At 61.5% G+C, this 18,493-nt stretch carries 10 protein-coding genes and 1 pseudogene; 1 reads left to right on the forward strand and 10 read right to left on the reverse strand.

What is annotated here, in order from left to right; translation table 11 throughout:
- Positions 1–308: 308 nt before the first annotated feature.
- The 3 genes from ONB52_09735 to ONB52_09745 all read right to left on the reverse strand — a co-directional run bounded on the left by ONB52_09735 (position 309) and on the right by ONB52_09745 (position 5,366).
- Positions 309–1,217, reverse strand: coding sequence for a dihydrodipicolinate synthase family protein (locus ONB52_09735; GenBank protein ID MDZ7416422.1), 909 nt, complete (start codon positions 1,215–1,217; stop codon positions 309–311).
- A 386-nt stretch (positions 1,218–1,603) separates the two neighbouring features.
- On the reverse strand, positions 1,604–2,191 hold the full coding sequence (locus tag ONB52_09740; GenBank protein ID MDZ7416423.1) for a hypothetical protein: 588 nt from the start codon (positions 2,189–2,191) through the stop codon (positions 1,604–1,606).
- An 82-nt stretch (positions 2,192–2,273) separates the two neighbouring features.
- On the reverse strand, positions 2,274–5,366 hold the full coding sequence (locus ONB52_09745) for a hypothetical protein (GenBank protein MDZ7416424.1): 3,093 nt from the start codon (positions 5,364–5,366) through the stop codon (positions 2,274–2,276).
- A 1,296-nt stretch (positions 5,367–6,662) separates the two neighbouring features.
- Here ONB52_09745 and ONB52_09750 point away from each other — a divergent pair.
- Positions 6,663–7,892, forward strand: a pseudogene (locus tag ONB52_09750) (acetyl-CoA C-acetyltransferase).
- Positions 7,893–8,035: 143 nt separating this feature from the next.
- Here ONB52_09750 and ONB52_09755 read toward each other — a convergent pair.
- The 7 genes from ONB52_09755 to ONB52_09785 form a co-directional block, all read right to left on the reverse strand.
- Positions 8,036–11,197 (reverse strand): type I restriction endonuclease subunit R, encoded by a 3,162-nt coding sequence (locus tag ONB52_09755; GenBank protein MDZ7416425.1) that lies wholly within the window; start codon positions 11,195–11,197, stop codon positions 8,036–8,038.
- Positions 11,194–11,754 carry a four helix bundle suffix domain-containing protein gene (locus ONB52_09760; GenBank protein ID MDZ7416426.1) on the reverse strand — a complete coding sequence of 187 codons (561 nt, stop codon included), beginning with the start codon at positions 11,752–11,754 and terminating at the stop codon, positions 11,194–11,196. Before ONB52_09760 ends, ONB52_09755 begins: the two co-directional genes overlap by 4 nt.
- Complete coding sequence (locus ONB52_09765) at positions 11,751–12,986, reverse strand: restriction endonuclease subunit S (protein MDZ7416427.1); 1,236 nt, start codon at positions 12,984–12,986, stop codon at positions 11,751–11,753. Before ONB52_09765 ends, ONB52_09760 begins: the two co-directional genes overlap by 4 nt.
- A gap of 87 nt (positions 12,987–13,073) precedes the next feature.
- Positions 13,074–13,751 carry a hypothetical protein gene (locus tag ONB52_09770; GenBank protein MDZ7416428.1) on the reverse strand — a complete coding sequence of 226 codons (678 nt, stop codon included), beginning with the start codon at positions 13,749–13,751 and terminating at the stop codon, positions 13,074–13,076.
- A 93-nt stretch (positions 13,752–13,844) separates the two neighbouring features.
- Positions 13,845–15,023: a Fic family protein gene (locus ONB52_09775; GenBank protein MDZ7416429.1), complete on the reverse strand. Its 1,179-nt coding sequence runs from the start codon at positions 15,021–15,023 to the stop codon at positions 13,845–13,847.
- A gap of 73 nt (positions 15,024–15,096) precedes the next feature.
- A complete protein-coding gene (locus ONB52_09780) occupies positions 15,097–16,749 on the reverse strand; it encodes a type I restriction-modification system subunit M (GenBank protein ID MDZ7416430.1) in 1,653 nt (550 codons plus the stop codon).
- Between the two features lie 8 nt (positions 16,750–16,757).
- Complete coding sequence (locus ONB52_09785) at positions 16,758–17,981, reverse strand: HAMP domain-containing histidine kinase (protein ID MDZ7416431.1); 1,224 nt, start codon at positions 17,979–17,981, stop codon at positions 16,758–16,760.
- Positions 17,982–18,493: the final 512 nt, after the last annotated feature.

Consider the following 18,493-nt stretch of genomic DNA (forward strand, 5'->3'; position numbering starts at 1 on the left):
GAGTCTTGTCTGCCGGCAGGGCTTTTCGTACCAAACTTGAACGGCGAAGTTGCGAAGAACGCCATGCTGGCATCGCTTTGCGTTATTCGTGCCCTGGCGGTTCAAAAAACCTTCCCGGTCGGGATTTTTTCGGGTAATTTGCCAGGCCGCGTGCGACAGCCGGCATGATGAAAAAATGAACTTTCGTCTTTGTGCCTTCAGGCACCGACCCTCGCAATTCATTGCCGGCGGGTCTGCTTACAGACTGACTGCGGTGTGGGAGGGACCATTCAAGTTGACCGCGTCCCGGCGGGCGGCAGATCCACGCTTCACAGCAGCTCTGCCTGGCGCAACACCTCCCGAATGTCACGCCGCGTTTCTGCATTCAGCGGCAACAGCGGCGGGCGCGGCGCGCCGCCGAAATAACCCAGCTCATCGAGCGCCGCTTTCAAGCCGGGAACGCCCAGCCGGCTGACGATCAACCGCCCCACCGGCGCGAGTTTTTTCGCCAGGGCGGCGGCCTCCTGCCAGCGCTGTGCCTGCACCCATTCCACCAGCGTGACACATGCCCGCGGCGCGATATTCGACAATGCCAGAATGCCGCCGCCAAAGCCGTGCACCAGCGCGGAAAAGAAAACGCCATCGGAGCCCGCAAGAATCTGAAAGTCTGCGGGCGTTTTTTCGCGCAGCTCGAGCAACTGGCCGAGATTGCCGGCACTGTCTTTCATGCCGATAATGTTGGGATGCGCCGCGAGCTGCGCCACCAGGCCGGGAGCAAGATTGAGAGAGGTGAATTTGGGCACGTTGTAAATCAAAACCGGAATCGGCGAGGCCTCGGCAACGGTTTCAAAATGCCGGCGCAGGGCCTCGTGTGACATGCGGTCGCGATAGTATGCGGGCGTCAGCACCAGCGCGGCCGCGGCCCCCAGGTCGGCGGCCTGCTGCGTGAACAGGCAGGTGGCCGCCGTTGATTCCTGTCCGGTGCCGGCGATCATGATTTTGTTCGCGGGAATCGCACGCCGCGCCACACGCAACACCTCCAGCTTCTCGGCATGGCTGAGCAGTGGCGCTTCCCCGTTGGAACCGAGCAGGAGATAGCCGGCCAGCCCGGTGTCATGCAACCGGTTGAGATTGTCCGTCAGGCGGTGCGGGGCAAAGCGGCCGTCTTCAAAAGGCGTTGGGATCGGCGGAAACACTCCCTGCAGCGTGAGTGCCGCGGGCCTTTCACTTTTTTGCATGAGCTTCCTCCGGTGAATTTCCTGCCTGGGGTGCCGGCATTTCGGAGCACACCATCCGGGGCGAGGCGACACCTGCTGCGCATTGGCGATCGGAATGCGGCTTTCAAATTGCAACCACGATCTCCGGGCACAGTTGAACGCTGATCATCGCTGATTTTTTGTTTCTGTGTTCGTCGGCGAGAATCTGTTTTCCGAAAATCTGCTCGGGCACGGTCGCTTTTCCGCGTCATTTGCCATGCCGCGTGCGGCACCCTTCAGAATGAATCTGAATTTGGCATGGGTCGTGTTGCGCTCACCGCCTGCGATGGAAATCGCCGGCTCAAAGCGCAGGTCGGGCCAACGGCCGACTGGGCACCCGATTGGTGGGCAGCCGCCTTCAGGTGGTTTCAGCTTTGAGACCGGGAATTTACTCTCAGGCGAAAGGTGGCAAAAAGAAGATGCAAAATTGCGGATGAAAATGCCGCGCAGACTTCCTGCGTGAGAGTGTTTTCCCGGGAATACCATGCCGCTCGATCCGAAATATAATCGCCCGGGGCTGCAAAGCCAGCAGGAATTTCATCAAAATAAAAAAGGCCCGAGTCTTTCGACCCGGACCTCTTGGCTGTGAGGGGGAGCCACAATTCCAAAGTACAGCATTGTTGGCAAAGGCGTCCGACTTGGCGGGAGCCGCAGCGCAGATCGAGCCTCCTGCTCACAACGTCCTGATGTTTTGAGTTGCCAGAAGCCAGCTCGTCACAACCGAGCCGGACGCGCTTGGTGCCGACCTCCTGTCGGCGATGATTAACGTCTCTGCCCCTTTCATTTGCAAGTGCCATGCCGCGCCCCGGCTTCTGTGAACGCCCTGCCGGCAAATTTTTATGCCCTGCCAGGTAAACCGTTATATTCCCGTCAGTTGCTCCGCGGCCGGCGGGAAGGCGGTGTGCTTTCGGCCTGGTCAGAACTGCAATATTTCGATACAAAAGTAAATTCGTCATTACCATCTCGTTCCACTCCGGCCTTTTTACATGATGATTCGCGCCGTGAGGACTGCGCAAGTGCGAACGCTACTGCGCAAAATTATCGCACCACCGCCAGCTTGCGCGTGGCGGTGAAGTCCCCGGCTTCGAGATGATACAAATAAATGCCGCTGCCCGCCGGGCGGCCATCCTGATCGCGGCCATCCCAGCGCACGCTGTGATAACCCGCCGGCTGCAGGCCCAGGGGAAAGGCACGAATCTCCTGGCCAAGCGCATTGAGAATGCGCAGTCGCACCACGCCCGCCACCGGCATTTGATAGGGTATGAGGGTGGCGGGATTGCAGGGATTGGGATGATTCTGCCCCAGGGCAAAAGTGGCCGGCAGGTGGTTGCCGGCCGTGACAGCAACGCCGGTCACCTTCACCGCCACCTCATTGGAGGGCTGGCTGCGATTGCCACTGTTGTCGGTGGCGGTGACCGCATAGAACCAGGTTTGATTCAGCGTGGCGCTCGAATCCTGATACCAGAGTGCAGAGGTGGTGGCCAGAGGCGGATTGGAATAGTCGCCACTGGTGTTGCTGCGCAGGATGGTGTAGAATGCCGGAATCTCATCGGCGGGCGGACTCCAATGCAGCATGATGCCGGCCGTGGTAACCTGCGCCTCCAGCTCATGCGGTGCGCCTGGCGGCAGATTGTCAAGGGAGATTCCGCACACAACATTTGAGTTTGCGAACAGCTCCGGGTTCTCGGTGTGGGCGGAAATGTAAAAGGCTGTCGCGTTGCGATCGCAGCGGGTTGGCGCGATGAACCGATAGACTGAATCCCCGCGCGCGGGCAACACCCCGGCAGGCTCCCAGGTCATGCCGGCTGCCGCCATGGTGGGCAGCGGATTGCTGCTCGTGACCCGGGGCTGAGCGCGCCAAATCCGATAAGAAGTGACAGCCGCGGCACTCGCGATGCCATCGCTGGAGGCTGCAGACCAGACGAGTTCAACCTGGCGGCCCTGATCTTCCGGGACATCGCTCACGCTGCGCAACCGGGGCGGCTGCAAACGCCGGCCGGCCAACGCGACGTGCCACAGCAGCCAGAAGCCTTCGCCGAGGCTCTCATAGCGAAAACGAACCGCCACCTTGGCGCGGCCGGCCACCAGCGCGGTAAGATCCACCTCTGCGGGATTCATCGGCGCAACCACCAGCGTCGAATCACTGTACCTGACGCCCGTTTGGGGATCCGTGCCCAGACGCTGCTCGAACACCTCGCTCCAGGTTTGGCCACTGTCGCTGCTCACTCCCACGGCGAGTCGCGAATAGGCGGTGCCGCCGGCCGCCAGGCCTTTGAAGCTGAGACGTGCGTGGGAGGCCACCGTGCCGAAGTTCAAAGCGGGCAGGATCAGATCCGCCACCTGCTGCCGTCCCGTGGCACCGGTGTGAATCAATGCGCCGCGAAAATCATAGCCCGGGCTGCGGCCGGTGTGCCAGGTGGCCGCACTGCCGGGGCCGTGGGATTGCACCTGAAAGCCCATGCGGTGCAGGGTTGCAGCAGTGGAATCGAGCGGGGCCTGCGCCAGATCGGCGGCGAACACGAGCTGCTCCGGCAGCACCAACAGCCGCGAATAAGCGCCGGCCTGCAGCCGGGCGTCATCGTCCTGCAGCAGGCGGGTGGTGTCGTTGAACGCCACCTCATCGCTGCTGGCAGTCACGCGGGCGGTGAGCGTGTAAAGTCCGGGTGTTGCGGGTATCCAGGGTTGCTGTGCGGGGATCACCACTGTGCTGTCGGGCAGCAACAAACGCGCGCTGGCGCCGCTCAGCGAGAAAACCTCGTTGCCGGCGGCATCGCGCACGGCCGCCTGCCAGGAGATGTTCGATTGATACTCGCTGCCGGTGTTTGCCACGCGCAGCCCGAAGGGCAGGGGTTGTCCCGCCACGGCGGGAAAGGCCGCAACGATCTCCACGGCAGCAACATCGTGATCGGGGCGGGCGATGCCGCTCACCGTGAGGTCGTCAAGGTAGATGCCGCGGCGCGGGAGGGCGCTTCGGGAGGCGACATAAACCAGCCCCAGACGAATGCTGTCGCCCGGCGCCACCAGGCCGTTCGAGCCTGCCAGCAAATCGATGCCGAGCCAGCCGGGACCGATCACAGTCCAGGCGGGGGTGGGATTGGGCAGGCCCTGCAAAACCGCAAGCTGATTGCCGGGCGCGAAGCCGGCGCGCGTCATGCGCGTCCCGCCGCTTTCGCCGCCATCGTCATAAAACAGGGTGGTGCCGCCCGCCGTGACTTTGATTTCATCGAGGGCGAACACCGTGCCGGGTGCGACGATGGAAAAATCGCCGCTGTGGCTGAAACGCAGGCGCACTTTGCCACCGCGAAAGGCGCTGAGATTCAAAGAAACGGATTTCCAGCCTGCACCGGCCTCGCCGCCGGTGAAGGCGATCAGGGTTTGGTAGCCGGCAAAATTATCGCTGGAGATCTCGACGCTGTTGTAATCAAAATTCGCCTCGGTGAAAGACTGATAGAGGAAAGACAGCTCCACCGCCCCCGTGACCCGGGTGAGATCGATCTCCGGCGTGAGGAGAAACTGCCGCAAAAATTCCGTGTAGTGGCCGGTATCGGGAACGGCACAGCGCCAGGCGCTGCGGCCGGCGCCGGGATTTTGATCGCTGAAAGCCCACAGGGTTTCGGCACGGCCGGCATAAATGCGCAACTGCGCTTCGGGATCGGGCGCATCCCAATCCAGTGCGAAGCTCAGGCTGACATGGCGCAACCGGCCGCCGGTTGCCGCGAGCGTTTCCGGCAGCCGGATAACCGGCGACAGCAGCATGTCGGTTTGAACCGCTGCGGCCTCGCTTTCCCGCCAACTGTGGCTGCCGCTGTTGGCGTTGCCGGTCACGAGCTGCCAGTCGCTTTTGCCGGCAATCGCGAAACCCTCGTTCTGGGGCGTGCTGCCCCAGCCCGCAGAAACCTGCCAGGCGGTTGTGCCGCTTTCGAAATCATCCTGGAAGAGCAGGGCGGTGGTCACACCAGCCGTGACGCCGGCAGCCTGACGGTTGCGGTGTTGCCAGCGTTCCCAATCCGCGAGTTTGATGACTTTTTCTGCGTCCAGCTTGTCGCGTTTCAACTCACCCGCCGGGCTTGCGGGAAAATTGGTGAACAGGGCGAGCAGCAGCATGGACAGGCAGACAGTGGGGCGCGGCATGGCGGAACTCCTGCAGGGTGAAGAGCGGATAGATGGCATGCCGGGTCATTTGTTGTAATGCGGTGAACAGCACAACCGGAGAGCGTGACCCCAGGCAGCCGGCTTTTTGTCATTGCCCGGTCAGAAGCCGGCCGGGCGGTAATGCGATGGTATATCTACCAGCAAAGCAGCTGGCTGCAGCCGCTGCCCGGAGTGACAATTAAGGAAGGGAGCTGTTTTCTGGTGCTGCCTCGAGATGAGAGGGAGGACAACCGGCAGTTCCGCCCGGAACGCTCTGTTTACACCTGAATTTTGCCTGCTGGCTTGCTGTTCCCTGGAATAAATGGCGTGTTCATCAAACTCCGTCAGGAGTGAACTGTTCATAGACACTCCTGACGGAGTTGAGCACAAGTTTGCCTTCAAATTTTTATGCGCCACCCCTTCGGTGGTTGGGCGTCACGATCAAAGCGGCGTTTCCCGCGTAGGGGATCAACTGTGGTGCAAAATTCAGGTTACAGCACAGCAGTGATTCCACCAGCAGGGTCAGGATCAAACACAAAAATTCTCCCACGATAGCGGCACTGCCACGGGAAAAGCCATTTCGTGGGAATGCATTTGCGCGGGAGGAACAAACATAACGCCTTCGGCAAGCAGGCGAATTTCGCAGTCAGGGCGGCTCAGCATTCGAAGTGATCCCCCGGTAACTTGTGGAGCAATGCAGGCCTCCCTGCCTGCAGACAAAATGTCTGCGCCATCTCCCCACATATAGCTGAGGCATTACCGGGGTACAATCTTTCGCTTGGCGGCAAGACTCTTTTTTGTTATTTTGCCGGCCACGCGCGGCATGGTTGGAGTGAAAAGAACCGCGGGGTAATTGCCCTGCCGCACGCGGCAGTTTGCAGCAGGAAAATGAACTTTTGGAGTCGTGCCTTCAGGCACCGAGTCTGAAAAGTCTGCTAAAAGGCAGCACCTGAATTTTGCCTGCTGGCTTGCTGTTGCCTGGGAGAGATGGTGTGTTTACAAAACTCCGTCAGGAGTGAACTGTTTGTAGACATCGGAAGCTTGCGTGTCTTCAAACTCCGTCGGGAGTGGCCTGTGGAATTTCCCATGAGCTGGGGCGGTTTTTCGCGGAGGCGATCAATCTGGGTGCAAAATTCAGGTAGGATGTGCCCGTCCGAAAACGTATCCACCCCGGCTGAGCTGGGCTGTTCAAAACAGCCAGCCTCGGGAAAAATCCGGCATATTTGAAGCAACGGCCGAGCCGTTGCAGATCAGGTTGCGGATCGCGTCGCGGGGACAGAAAGCGCGGGGCATTGCCATCAAAAAAGATCACCCATACACCATCACACGAGGCAGACGATGAACCTTCCGGAAGTGGTTTTTCTCAGCGGGGTGCGCACGCCATTTGGCGCATTTGGCGGTGCACTCAAAGACCTGACCGCCACCCAGTTGGGCGTGATTGCCGCCAAGTCCGCGATTGCCCGCGCCGGCATCAGCGCCGCCGAGATCGGGCATGTGATTTTCGGCAACGTCATGCAAACCTCCCAGGACGCGATTTATCTCGCGCGCCATATCGCTTTGCAGGCCGGTTGCCGCATTGAAACCCCGGCACTCACCGTGAACCGGCTGTGCGGCTCGGGCTTCGAAGCCATCGTGCAGGCTGCACGTCTGTTGCAGCTTGGCGAAGCGGAAATGGTGCTGGTGGGCGGCACGGAGAGCATGAGTCAGGCCCCGCACATCATTCGCGGCGCACGCTGGGGTCTGCGCTTGAATGCCGGCAAGCTGGAGGATTATTTGTGGGAATCGCTGCTGGACGCGCAATGCGGCCTCACCATGGCCCAGACTGCGGAAAATCTCGCCGACAAGTATGGCATCAGCCGCCAGGCATGTGATGAGTTCGCCCTGCAAAGCCAGCAGCGCACTGCCGCGGCGTGGGAGCGCGGCTTGTTCCAGGAGGAAATCGTGCCGGTGGAATTGCCCGGCAAAAAAGGCAGTGTCACCCTCTTCCAACGCGATGAACATCCCCGGCCCGACACCACGCTCGAGGTTTTGTCGAAACTCGCACCCTATTTCAAAAAAGACGGCACGATCACCGCGGGCAATGCCAGCGGCATCGTCGATGGTGCGGCGGCCATGGTCATGACCACCGCCGCGACCGCCGCCAAACGCGGCTTGTCGCCTCTCGGACGGCTGGTGAGCTGGGGCTTCGCCGGGGTGGAGCCCAGCCTGATGGGCATCGGCCCCGTGCCGGCCAGCCGTCAGGCTTTGCAACGCGCCGGTCTCGAGCTGCAGGAGATGCACTTGGTGGAAATCAACGAAGCCTTCGCGCCGCAATACCTGGCCGTCGAAAAGGAATTGGGACTGCAGCGCGCCATCACCAACGTCAACGGCGGTGCGATTGCGATTGGCCATCCGCTCGCAGCCAGCGGCACGCGCTTGACGCTCACCCTGATCCATGAGCTGCGCCGGCGCCGGCAGAAATATGGTCTGGCCTCCGCCTGCGTCGGCGGCGGCCAGGGCGCGACAGTGATCGTGGAGGCGAGGTAGTTTTTCCCGGGCAGAGGCGGCCAGCCCAAAGCTGGCGGCATTTCCCCCGGGGTGAATGAGATTCGGCAAAAATCACAGAGGCAGTTGCGGACCGGCGAAAACGCAGTGTCCTCTCTCACCGGCGGGCTGCGGGCATATGTTTCTTATGCCGCCAGCGCCCATTCCGTCGAGAGTGCTTCAGCCTGTTCCAACACCGTCAGCGTGGCCTTTTCCTGCTTGTCCGGCGGGTAGCCATACTTGCGCAGGATGCGCTTGACCAGCACGCGCAGTTGCGCTCGCACGTTCTCGCGCAGGGTCCAGTCGATCGTGACGTTGTTGCGGACGGTGGCGACCAGCTCGCGCGCGATCGTTCGGAGCGTCTCGTCACCCAGCACCTTGACCGCGCTGTCGTTGGTCTCCAGCGCATCGTAGAACGCGAGCTCTTCCTCGCTCAGATTCAGCTTCTCGCCGCGGGCGTTGGCCTCCCCCATGTCGCGGGCCAGGGCGATGAGTTCCTCGATCACCTGGGCCGCCTCGATCGCCCGGTTCTGGTAGCGGCGGATCGTCTGCTCCAGCATCTCGGCGAACGAGCGAGCCTGGACCACGTTCTTGCGCCGGCGGATCGCGATTTCGCCCTTGAGCAGCTTTTGGAGCAACTCCACCGCCAGGTTGCGCTGGGGCATCTCCCGCACCTCGGCCAGGAACTCCTCCGAGAGGATCGAGATGTCGGGCTTCTGGAGGCCGGCGGCCGCGAAGATGTCCACGACGCCCTCAGGGGCCACGGCACGCGAGATGATCTGCCGGACCGCGTGATCCAGCTCCTCTTCCGGGCGCGCTTCGCCGGGCGCGCGCTTGGCGAGCACCGCCTGCACGGCCTGGAAGAAGGCCACGTCGTCGCGGATGCGCAGCGCCTCTTCGTGCGGCACCGCCAGCGCGAACGCCAGGGACAGCTCCCGCACGGCGCGCACGCACCGGTCCTTGCCGTTCTCCTGGCGCAGGATGTGCTCCTGCGCAGCGGGGAGCAGGCCGAGCCGCTCCTGCGGCGTCCCGCTCGTCCACTTCGCTCGGTCGAAGCCGTGGAAGAGGCCGCAGCAGACCTCGTACTTTTCCAGCATCAGGGCGACCGCCTGGTCCTGGTCGAGCGCCGTGCGGCCCGTGCCGCCGCTCTCGGTGTAGGTCGCCAATGCCGCTTTCAGTTCGTGGGCAAGCCCTAAGTAGTCCACGACCAGGCCGCCGGGTTTGTCTCTGAATACGCGGTTCACGCGCGCGATGGCTTGCATCAGCCCGTGGGCGCGCATCGGCTTGTCCATGTACATCGTGTGCAGGCTGGGCGCATTGAAGCCGGTAAGCCACATATCCCGCACGATGACGACCTTGAACGGATCATTCGGATCGCGGAAACGGTTGGCGAGCGCCTCGCGCCGCGGCTTGTTGCGGATGTGCGGCTGCCAGTCCAAGGGATCGGAGGCCGAGCCGGTCATCACCACCTTGATCGCACCGCGGCCGTCATCGTCGTCGTGCCAGTGCGGGCGCAGGCGGACGATCTCGCGGTAGAGCTCGATGCAGATGCGGCGGCTCATGCACACGATCATGGCCTTGCCGTCCAGCGCCTCCAGCCGCTGCTCGAAGTGCTCGACGATGTCGCGCGCCACCAGTTCGAGCCGCTTCTCCGCGCCCACCACGACCTCGAGCTGCGCCCACTTGGTCTTGAGCTTTTCCTTCCTCTCGACCTCCTCGCCCTCGGTGGCCTCCTCGAAGTCCGGGTCGATCTTCGGCCGCTCGGCCTCGTCCAGCGCGAGCCTGGCCAGCCGGCTTTCGTAGTAGATCGGCACCGTTGCGCCGTCCTCGACCGCGCGCTGGATGTCGTAGACGCTGATGTAGTCGCCGAAGACCGCGCGGGTGTTGGCGTCCGTCTTCTCAATCGGTGTGCCCGTGAAGCCGATGAACGAAGCGTTCGGCAGCGCGTCGCGCATGTGCCGCGCGAAGCCGTCGATGAAGTCGTACTGGCTGCGGTGCGCCTCGTCGGCGATGACCACGATGTTGCGCCGTTCGGAAAGGGTCGGATGCCGGTCGCCCTTCTCCTCTGGGAAGAACTTTTGGATCGTGGTGAAGACCACGCCACCGGCCTGAACGGAAAGTAGTTGGCGCAGGTGTGCGCGGCTTTCCGCCTGCACCGGTGGCTGGCGCAGCAGGTCCTGGCAGCGCGAGAACGTACCAAAAAGCTGATCGTCGAGGTCGTTGCGGTCGGTGAGGACAACGATGGTCGGGTTCTCCATCGCCGGCTCGCGGATGATCCGGCCGGCGTAAAACGCCATAGTCAGGCTCTTGCCTGAGCCTTGCGTGTGCCAGACGACGCCGATACGTCGGTCGCCCGGTTTGCCACCCGGCTTGCGGCCGGCCTCGTAACCTGCGCCCCACTCGGTTACTCGTTCAGCACGAGCGAGCTCCGCCGCTCGCAGCGTCTCGGCCACCGCCACCTGCACCGCGTGGAACTGGTGGTAGCCGGCCATCTTCTTGACCAGGCGCCCGCTCCCGTCGTCCTCGAAGACGATGAAATCGCGCACCAGGTCGAGGAAGCGTCGTTTCTCGAACACTCCCTTCAGCAACACCCCGAGTTGCGACGAGCCAACGTCCTCGACATGCGCGCCGGAGATCGTGCGCCAGGGCTTGAACCACTCCCGCCCGGCCGTGAGTGTTCCGAGGCGCGCCTCGACACCGTCAGAGATGACCAGCACCGCGTTCGGCGCGAACAGCGAAGGGATCTCGGCCTGGTAAGTCTGCAACTGTTGGTAAGCGGTCCAGATGGTCGCCTCTTCGTCCGCCGCGTTCTTGAGCTCGACCACCGCCAGCGGCAGGCCGTTGACGAACAAGACGATGTCCGGCCGGCGACTGTGCTTGTTCTCTACCACGGCAAACTGGTTTACCGCCAGCCAGTCGTTGTTGTCTATATCGTCAAAGTCGATCGCCCGCGCCTGTGCGCCACGAATGGCGCCGTCGGCCGTGCGGTATTCCACCGTCACACCGTTTGTTAGCAAGCGATGAAACGCACGGTTGCGCTGAAGGAGATCGGCCCCTTCGGGGCGGGTGAGCTTGCGGAACGCGTCCTCCAGCGCCTCGCCGGGTAGGGCGGGATTGAGTCGCGCCAGCGCATCGCGCAGCCGCTGCGCCAGGACTACCTCGCCGTAACTTTCCCTTTCTCGCAGGGAGAGGGGCAGGGTGAGGGTATCGCCAGCAGGCGATATGTCTGGGCCATGCGCGACCCGCCAGCCGATGGCTTCCAGCCAGGCGAGGGCCGCTTGCTCGACAACGGATTCCGAGACACTCACTGGAGACCTCTCTGTTTCTGCCGGTGGTTGTACAGCCGTTCTGTAAAACCACCCTCCTTCAAAAATTGCTCCTCTAACGACTTAAGTTGCCTGCCCAAAAGATAACTTGCTTGATTGATCAGGCAAATGATGGTGTTCGCAGCAACCTCGGGTTCAGCGGTGGAAATGCCATAAGGGTCCGTCGTGCCTGACAAGTCGGACTTGTCCGACGAGTAACGTTTTCTGACTTTCAATGCTTCTGGTGAATCCTTGTGCCACAACCGCAACCCCCGCTGCCGCAAGAAGTCCTGGTAGTCAAGCAGCAGCTCTTCAAGGCTCGCTCTTGCAACACCTGTAAGTTTTAGTTCCATTTTCTTGGAAGTTGCCGATGCCATGCTTCCTTCGGCAATGTTCTGCACTCCGCTTCTCGCAGCTTGCACCATCTGATCGTGCGTGCGGGAGCGTTTGTCGATGAAGCGGTTGCAAAAGATAACTGTGGCATCATACACCTGTTGCGCAGTTTGGAAGCTGCGCAAGTTCCTGTATCCACCATGCTTTGGAATGATTTTTCCCGTCATAACCCCCTCTTCTTCAAAAACCGTTCTGCATCCTTCACCCGCAGCTCGCCGGAGATGAGCTTGGGGAGCAGCGCGTCGCGCAGGGCGGCGAGAGTGCGGGATTCGTGAATGCTGGCGATGATCCGGTCAACCGACGGCCGCACGACATTGGTGAAAGCCTTGGCCACGGGTGCAGGTGGAAGCGCGAACTCGTAGCGAGCCATTTCAGCCCAGCTGGTGCGCGGCATTTTTGTGCCAGTCGAGCCAGCGTTTGCATACTCGACGAACTCCCTGCTCGACACATGACCGAGGACGAACCCGAACCAGCGGCTGTCTTTCGGAGCCACAACGACAATGTCGGTCGAGCAGACGCCATCGACCGGCGCGACGCCGACCTTGTGGAAGTAGGGCCGGAGCTTCCCGAACAAGATCTCGCCCCGCTTGAACTCGAACTTGTTGCTCTCGAGTCCATCGCCGGTAGCCCAATCCGAAAGCGCAATACATCGTTTCGGCATGTGCTCAAGTGCGATGTACGGCATCTCGGGATTGATCTGGCTTGGCCGCACGCTACGTCGAGGGTGCTCGGCGACATCGCCTAGAGTCCCTGTCACCCACCCCTCCGGAATCTCGCCGAGTTCGGAGGGGACGAGGCGGGCGGGGAAGAGCTCGTAGAGGTGGGCGGGCAGGCCGGGGAGCGTCTGGCCCTTGCGCCAGCGCCCGTCCATTTTGGCGCGGACGGGGTCGAAGTCCACGAACCACGACTTGAAGAGCGTCCGCGCCATGGCCTCCAGCGTCTCGCTCATCCGCCGGTTCAGTTCGATCTTGTCGTCCAGCGTGCCGAGGATGTGGGCGATGGCGAGTTGCTCGGCAGGTTCCGGAACCGAAGCAGGAATACGGCTGAGGATATCCTGATTCAGCAGCGGCTGCCCCGAACCAGCTCTCCAGTTATTAAGGTCGAGCGTGCTTAGCAGATAGAAAAGGAATCTTGCATCGTTGTTGCCCAGAGCAGTGGCGCGAATCGCGTTATCTGTCACCCAGCAGCGTTGCTTGCTGAAGAAAAGCGAACCGCAGTAACTACCCACTCGCCCAATGATGATTGAGCCTTCGTCAGCATTGGCTTCGGCTGCATGTCCAATTACTCCGTTGGAGCCATAGACAGGATAAGGCAATCCATCTGCGCGCTCAGGGCTTGAGCGACCATTCGCGAAAGACATTAGTTGGCCAAGCACCGTCTCCCGCCACTCATCCGCCATACCCCAGCTCCTTCAGGTTGGCAGCAATGGTCGCTCTAGGCCCGATGAAATGGGCTCCTCGCTTGAATGGCGTTGACTTGAAGCGGCTCATGACAGGAGCCCTTTTATGAGCCCAGCAACCTTGTCGACAAAACCGACGCAGCCGTCGATGGTGGCGGCAGCCTGCACCGTTTTCCACGCAGCCGCAATAATGCCTTTGTTTGGCGTCGGCTTCGCCAATTGAGATTGGATTGTGTCGATGTCGGCCACGAGAGCGAGCTTGTCTGCCTCATTAGCTGCCGATCGAACGATCTCATTACGCAGATCCGCAAGTGCGCTACCTAGATCGCTGAATTGTGCGTTAATCTGATTACCGTCGCCGAGTGTGATGATGTTCTGGCCGGTCGCTTCGATCTTGATACCGTGGAACTTGGGCATGGTGAACTCGCCTGGTCCTTCGATCTTGTCTATACCGGCGGCCGTGATCCTGTAGTAGTTGGTAGCCGAGGGAATAACAGTGCCGCCGGGGGCGGTGAAGGATTTCTCGACGGTGTCCTCTTCTACCCAGCCTTGGCTGATGAGGTAGGTGAGATTGCTTTGAATTTCCTGTTGAGTCAGGCCATGCGAAGCCTTTAGCTCCCTCTTCACGTCACTAATCTTGACGGCTGAGCCCTTCTTGCCACGAGCGCTGGTCGCATTCTTGTTGCGGTCATAGAAGTATTGAAGCATGATGCGCCGGATCTCGTTGTTCGATGGGCGCTCGTGATCTCCCTTTCTCTTAGGCATACCCTAACTCCTCCACATTCTTTGCGATGGCGGCATCCAGCTTCGCCGCCTCGGCGGATTGCACATGGCAGGATTTGCGGCAGGTTCCGGGCATCATGGCTGCTTCTCCTCGGAGTCTTCAAACAAGCGAAGATACGGTTCAAAGCGAAACCGCCGGTTGCGGGCGTAGCCGGTGATCTCTTGGAGAAGGCCAATGCCTACCAGCCGGGACACGATCTGGTTGGCGCCGGCCGGGGTGATGCCGAGCCATTCGCGCACCGTGGCCACCGTTACGATGGGGTGGTCGAAGAGCCGATCCATCACCCGATGCCCATTGGCGGCGGCGCGGCCAAGCCGATCGGTGATTTTGGCGCGATACTCTTCGCGCAGGCGCAGGATCTTTGCGGCGGTTTGACTTGCTTCTTCGCTCACTTCGGCAACGCCGCGCAGGAAAAATTCGAGCCAGCCTTCCCAATCCCCGGCATCGCGCACGGCTTGCAGGCGATCGTAGTACTCGGCGCGGTACCGCTTGAAGTAGTGGGACAAATAGAGCACGGGTTTCCGCAAAAGCCCTTTTTCGACCAGCAGGAACGTGATCAGCAGCCGCCCAATGCGACCGTTGCCATCCAGAAACGGGTGGATGGTTTCGAACTGGGCGTGTGCCAGTCCGACGCGGATCAGTGCCGGCATGTCGTCTTGAGTGTGGAGGAACCGCTCCAGGTCAGCCAGCGCCTGGGGTACCTCCTGGGGCGGAGGCGGGACAAAAGTCGCTTCGGAAAGCGTGCATCCTGCAGGACCGATCCAATTCTGGCTGGTTCGCAGTTCGCCTGGGGTGAGTTGCCCACCGCGAACGCCACGCATCAGCTCGGCGTGGATTTCCTTGATGAGACGCACGGAGACCGGCAGCGTGGCCAGCCGCTCCAAGCCGTAGTTCAGCGCACGCACGTAGTTGATGACCTCGCCCACATCGCCGGGTGTATCGGGGTCAAACAGTCTCGCTTCCGCTGCCAGCAGGTTTTGCAATGAGCTTTGCGTGCCCTCGATCTGACTGGAGAGCACAGCCTCTTTGCGCACATACATGAACACGAAGAGATCAGGATTGGGCAGGGTTAGTATGGCGCCGTCAAGCCGGCCCAGGGCATAGTCGGCTTGGGAAAGCAGCGCCTGCAAGGAGCCGCTTACCTGAACCGGTGGATTGGGGGGTAACGGCTTCGGGATAAACGCGCGGTAGCCCTGCGGCTGGCGCACGTAAACGCCTGCACGCTGCGCTTGGTTCTTGCCTGCGTTTATCATGGCCTCAAAAAATCTCCATGTTCAACGGTGCGTTTACTATGAAGGCAGCCTTCCTCTGTAGTAAACGATGATTTCATAAGAAGCCCAGCTCCTTCAGGTTTTTCGCGATGGCGGCATCGAGCTTCGCGGCCTCGGCCTGCTGCGCGCGCAGCGTCGCGGTGAGCCGCTTCATCTTCTCCTCGAACGGCTCGCCGTCGTCCTCCTTGGCCTCGGGGCCCACGTAGCGGCCGGGGGTGAGCACATGGCCGTGCTTGCGGATCTCGTCGAGCGTCGCGCTCTTGCAGAAGCCGGGCACATCGGCGTATTCGCCCGCGTCCTTCTCGCCGCGCCAGGCGTGGTAAGTGTTGGCGATGCGGGCAATGTCCTCGTCGGTGAGTTCCCGGTGGGTGCGGTCCACCATGCGGCCGAGCTTGCGGGCGTCGATGAAGAGCACCTGGCCGCGGCGGTCGCGGAACTTGCCGTTCTTGCGGTCGCGCGCGAGGAACCAGAGGCACGCCGGGATCTGCGTCGAGTAGAAGAGCTGACCCGGCAGCGCGACCATGCAGTCCACCAAGTCGGCCTCGATCAGGTTCTTGCGGATCTCGCCCTCGCCGGACTGGTTCGACGACATCGAGCCGTTGGCGAGCACGAAGCCGGCCACGCCCGCGGGCGCGAGGTGGTGCACGATGTGCTGCACCCAGGCGAAGTTCGCGTTGCCGGCCGGCGGCATGCCGTACTTCCAGCGCTTGTCGTCGCGCAGGCGCTCGCCGCCCCAGTCGGAGACGTTGAACGGGGGATTGGCGAGGATGAAGTCGGCCTTGAGGTCCGGGAAGCGGTCGTTGTAAAAGGTGTCGCCGTGGGCGATCTGGCCGTCGATGCCGCGGATGGCGAGGTTCATCTTGGCGAGCCGCCAGGTGGTGTAGTTCGACTCCTGGCCGTAGATTGAAATGTCGGGCTTCGAGCCCTTGGGAGTCTTGCCGCCATTGCCGTTGCCGCTGGCATGCGCGCGGATGAACTCCACCGACTGCACGAACATGCCCGACGAGCCGCAGCAGGGGTCGTACACCCGGCCGTGGTAAGGCTCGAGCATCTCGACCAGGAGCTTGACCACACAGCGGGGGGTGTAGAACTCGCCGCCCTTCTTGCCCTCGGCGCTCGCGAACTGTGAGAGGAAGTACTCATAGACACGCCCCAGCAAATCGTGGGCGTGTCTACCCTCACCCCCAGCCCCTCTCCCAGTGGGAGAGGGGTGGCTGTCAAGCCGGGGTGAGCGTTGATCTGATCGAAAATCGAGATTTGAGATCAGATCAATGAGCTGGCCGAGCCGCTGCTTGTCGAGGGCGGGGCGGGCGTAGTCCTTGGGCAGCACGCCCTTCAACGCCGGGTTGTCGCGTTCGATGCCAGCCATGGCATCGTCCACGAGCTGGCCGATGGTGGGCTGGCGGGCCTGCGCCTTGAGGTGCGCCCAGCGCGCCTCGGGCGGCACCCAGAAGATGTTGTGCGCGCGGTACTCATCGGGGTCCTCGGGGTCGGCGCCTTCGGCGCGTTCGGCCTCGAGCTTGCGGTGCTGCTCCTCGAAGGCGTCCGAGATGTACTTGAGGAAGATGAGGCCGAGGACGACGTGCTTGTACTCGGCCGCATCCATGCTGCCGCGCAGCGCGTCGGCCATTTTCCAGAGTTCGGCTTCGTAGCCGACGGTGGCGCCGCTGGTTGCAGCAGGCTGGTGGTTGTTTTTGCGTCTGGCCAAGCGTTCCCTCACGAGTCTTGCACGGACATGGCTGGATGACTTTGCACAAAGTCAGCAAAGCCGGGCTCCGCCGGCCGCGCGGGTGTTGCGCTGGTCGTCATGGGCAGCAGGACTTGAAAGGTGGAGCCCTGATGCGGCACGCTCGACACTTTAATGCCGCCGCCGTGTGCTTCGGCGATGGCGCGCGCCAGCGGCAGTCCAATCCCCAGGCCGCCGCCCAAAAAACCCGTGGCGCTCGAGCTGTGCAGATCGGAGTTTTGCACTTCGTAGAATTTTTCGAAGATCTTTCCCAGCTCCTCGGCGGGAATGCCCACGCCGTTGTCCTGCACCGTGATCACCCAAAACTCATGGTCGTGCGTCAGCGCAATGTCGATCGTGCCGCCGTCGGGTGTGAACTTGATGGCGTTTTGCACCAGCTCGGCCAGCATGAGTTTGATCTTGAGACGGTCGGCGGTGAGGCTGCAATTTCTGCCGGTGGTCTGCCAGTTCAAGTTCAGGCCGCGTGCGCGCGCCGGCAGCCGGAATTCCTGCACCACCTGCGTGATGACCGCGGCCAGGTCCACGCGCTCGCGGCGAAGCTGCCAGATCTTGTGTTCGAGGTAGAGGAGATTGGTCATGTCGGTGACGATCTGCTCGACATCCGCCACCGCAGTCTGCAGGATTTGCATGCATTCCGCGCGTTCCGCTTCGCTCAGCTCGTTTGGCCGGGCTTCGTTGAGAATGGCGAGATAGCCTTTGAGATGGCTGACCGGCGTGCGCAGCTCATGCGAGGCGATGGCAATGAACTTGTCCTTCATCACCTGCAGTTCGCGCAGTTTTTCGTTGGCGCGTTTGAGCAGCAGATTTTCCTGGCTGAGCTGGATTTTCTCGCGGCATTTGGCGACCGCCAGCCGGATTTGATCGGCCTTGAGCGGTTTGAGCAGAAAGTCGAAGGCGCCCAGTTTCAGCGCGGCCACCGCCACTTCGATGGTGGCGTAACCGGTCATGATGATCACTTCGAGGTGGGGGAAATCGCGTTTGATGGTTTTGAGCAGCTCCATGCCGTCCATCGCCGGCATTTTGAGGTCGGTGAGCACGATTTCCACACCGGGGTGGGTGCGCAGCAGCTCCAGCGCGAGCAGGCCGTTTTCGGCGGTCAGCACCTCGCAGTCACTGCGTTCCAGAGTCAACTGGCAGACGTGCCGGACGACACGCTCGTCGTCGGCCACCAGCAATTTCGTCCGGTTTGCCATGGGGCCATCCTGGTTGTGATCGGGCTAACACCGTGTCGCGCAACCTTCCCAGCCGGGATCAGGGGAGGAGCCTGCGCTGCCATGCTGCTTAGTACTACAACGCTAAGTTCTAATATCCGCTCCGCAACCCAAAACCGTCATTGCGGAGGAATTTGCCAAGCCCGTATGGACACCCATCGGAATGAAAATGTAGCGCAGACCTCTTGTCTGCAGCAGGCTGGAAGCCTGCGCGACGGCATTTTCGTGGCAATCTTCCCGAGTACCGGGATTGATGTTTATTCTGACATTATCCCAAGCACGCAAGAAAATTCTTACAGAATGACATTGCGGGGTGGAGGTGCCAACTTAACGTTGTACCATTAAACAAATGCAATGTCCTTTCCCGGCCACGGCTGTGCGGTCACCCTGTTAGTTTAGCCCATTTGTGCTGAAAAGCAAGCCGGAATTGTCTTGTTGCAGAGTCTTAATTGGCTTCGTTGCATCAGTGGGGAATTGCCGCGGCGGCACGCACG

Source organism: candidate division KSB1 bacterium, from assembly GCA_034506255.1.
Taxonomy (GTDB): Bacteria; Zhuqueibacterota; Zhuqueibacteria; order Zhuqueibacterales; family Zhuqueibacteraceae; genus Coneutiohabitans; species Coneutiohabitans thermophilus.

Bases quoted from the DNA above. Each gene is read 5' to 3' on its own strand.
- ONB52_09740 (MDZ7416423.1), bottom strand. From the start codon at position 2,191: ATGACGAATTTACTTTTGTATCGAAATATTGCAGTTCTGACCAGGCCG.
- ONB52_09770 (MDZ7416428.1), bottom strand. From the start codon at position 13,751: ATGCCTAAGAGAAAGGGAGATCACGAGCGCCCATCGAACAACGAGATC.
- ONB52_09775 (MDZ7416429.1), bottom strand. From the start codon at position 15,023: ATGATAAACGCAGGCAAGAACCAAGCGCAGCGTGCAGGCGTTTACGTG.
- ONB52_09785 (MDZ7416431.1), bottom strand. From the start codon at position 17,981: ATGGCAAACCGGACGAAATTGCTGGTGGCCGACGACGAGCGTGTCGTC.
- ONB52_09760 (MDZ7416426.1), bottom strand. From the start codon at position 11,754: ATGACGGGAAAAATCATTCCAAAGCATGGTGGATACAGGAACTTGCGC.
- ONB52_09735 (MDZ7416422.1), bottom strand. From the start codon at position 1,217: ATGCAAAAAAGTGAAAGGCCCGCGGCACTCACGCTGCAGGGAGTGTTT.
- ONB52_09765 (MDZ7416427.1), bottom strand. From the start codon at position 12,986: ATGGCGGATGAGTGGCGGGAGACGGTGCTTGGCCAACTAATGTCTTTC.
- ONB52_09745 (MDZ7416424.1), bottom strand. From the start codon at position 5,366: ATGCCGCGCCCCACTGTCTGCCTGTCCATGCTGCTGCTCGCCCTGTTC.